The sequence below is a fragment of the Collimonas sp. GW821-FHT07E08 genome, from assembly GCF_059418905.1.
In genome coordinates this window covers 1-1,495 of sequence record NZ_JBWKQR010000047.1, presented here as the reverse complement: position 1 = coordinate 1,495, position 1,495 = coordinate 1, and the positions used below count along the sequence as shown (strand labels likewise).

Below are 1,495 nucleotides of genomic sequence, written 5' to 3'. Positions count from 1 at the left end.
TCTTCCAGTTCCGCACGGTTCGCCATCGGCGTGCCGTTCCACATCACGGTTCCTGTCGGATCGATATCCACCGTGTCCACCACCGGCAGCGCCAGCGGAGGCGGCGGATTGCCGGTCGGCATGTTCAGCTTGATCGCGTGATTCTGGATCGGAATCGTGATGATCAACATGATGATCAGCACCAGCATGACGTCGATCAGCGGCGTCATGTTCATTTCCATCATCGGTTCCGGATCGTTGGCGTTGCCGCCCGAAGAACCTACATTCATACCCATCTGATACTCCTAATATTTGGGACTACCCGCCTAGTCAGTTGAGGACAGAGTAATTCGTCGCCCTCCGGCGCCTCTTAAACTCTGTCCCGCAATAGATTAATTTCGCGCAGGCGGTTCGGTAATAAAACCGATCTTCGCAATGCCCGCCCGTTGCGCCGTCAGGATCACCTTGCCGATATATTCGTACTTGGTTTGCTGATCGCCGCGGATATGCAGTTCCGGTTGCGGCACGATGACCGCCACTTCCTTCAGCTTGGCCAGCAAGGTCGTGGTGTTCGGCACCAGCTGCTCGTTCCAGAACATATCGCCTTGCTTATTGACCGCCAGGTTGATGTTCTCCGGCTTGGTTTTATAAGGTTCGTCGATTTCATGCGGCAGCTTCACAGGTATCGTATGCGTCACCACCGGAATCGTGATCAGGAAGATGATCAGCAAGACCAGCATGACGTCCACCAGCGGCGTCGTGTTGATCGTGCCGATCACTTCGTCTTCATCCCCGTCGGGAGAGCCGAGTGACATCGCCATGATTAGCCAACCTTTTTATTGATGTGGGCAACCTGGACCGCCGAGCTCGAGGACATCACGCCGCTCAGCAGCACCGAGTGCAGGTCGGCGCTGAACGAGCGGATCTCTTCCATCGCGCTCTTGTTGCGGCGAACCAGCCAGTTGTAGCCCAGCACCGCAGGCACAGCCACTGCCAGACCGATCGCGGTCATGATCAGCGCTTCACCGACCGGACCGGCAACCTTGTCGATCGACGCCTGGCCGGCGATACCGATCGCTGTCAGCGCGTGGTAAATACCCCAGACGGTACCGAACAGGCCGACGAACGGCGCGGTCGAACCGACCGTTGCCAGGAATGCCAGGCCGTCTTGCAGGCGGCTTTGGACTTTTTCTACCGAACGCTGGATCGACATCGTCACCCAGGTGTTCAGGTCGATCTGTTCCAGCAGCGCGCCGTCATGGTGCTGGGTCGAGTTCACGCCGTTCTGGGCGATGAAGCGGTAAGCGCTGTTTGGCTTGAGGCCGGCCACGCCTGCCTCGACGCTGGCGGCTTTCCAGAATGTCTTTTGTGCATTTTTTGCCTGGCCCATCAGTTTCACCTGCTCGATCAGCTTGGTGATGATGATGTACCAGCTACCCATCGACATCAGCACCAGGATGATCAGGGTGCCGCGGGCGACGAAGTCGCCGCCTTTCCACAGCGCGTCCAGGCCGTA

At 58.0% G+C, this 1,495-nt stretch carries 3 protein-coding genes; all 3 read right to left on the bottom strand.

Annotated elements, in window-relative coordinates; genetic code table 11:
* Nucleotides 1-275 (bottom strand): biopolymer transporter ExbD (locus AC07RZ_RS24085; RefSeq protein WP_494669865.1); only part of this gene is annotated, 275 nt, incomplete at its 3' end.
* A gap of 96 nt (nt 276-371) precedes the next feature.
* Nucleotides 372-800 (bottom strand): ExbD/TolR family protein, encoded by a 429-nt coding sequence (locus AC07RZ_RS24080; protein WP_494669864.1) that lies wholly within the window; start codon nt 798-800, stop codon nt 372-374.
* Nucleotides 801-802: 2 nt separating this feature from the next.
* Nucleotides 803-1,489: a MotA/TolQ/ExbB proton channel family protein gene (locus tag AC07RZ_RS24075; RefSeq protein ID WP_494669866.1), complete on the bottom strand. Its 687-nt coding sequence runs from the start codon at nt 1,487-1,489 to the stop codon at nt 803-805.
* Nucleotides 1,490-1,495: the final 6 nt, after the last annotated feature.

What these genes read in the sequence shown, in the direction of transcription:
- AC07RZ_RS24080 (WP_494669864.1), bottom strand. Translation starts at nt 800, where the DNA reads ATGGCGATGTCACTCGGCTCTCCCGACGGGGATGAAGACGAAGTGATC.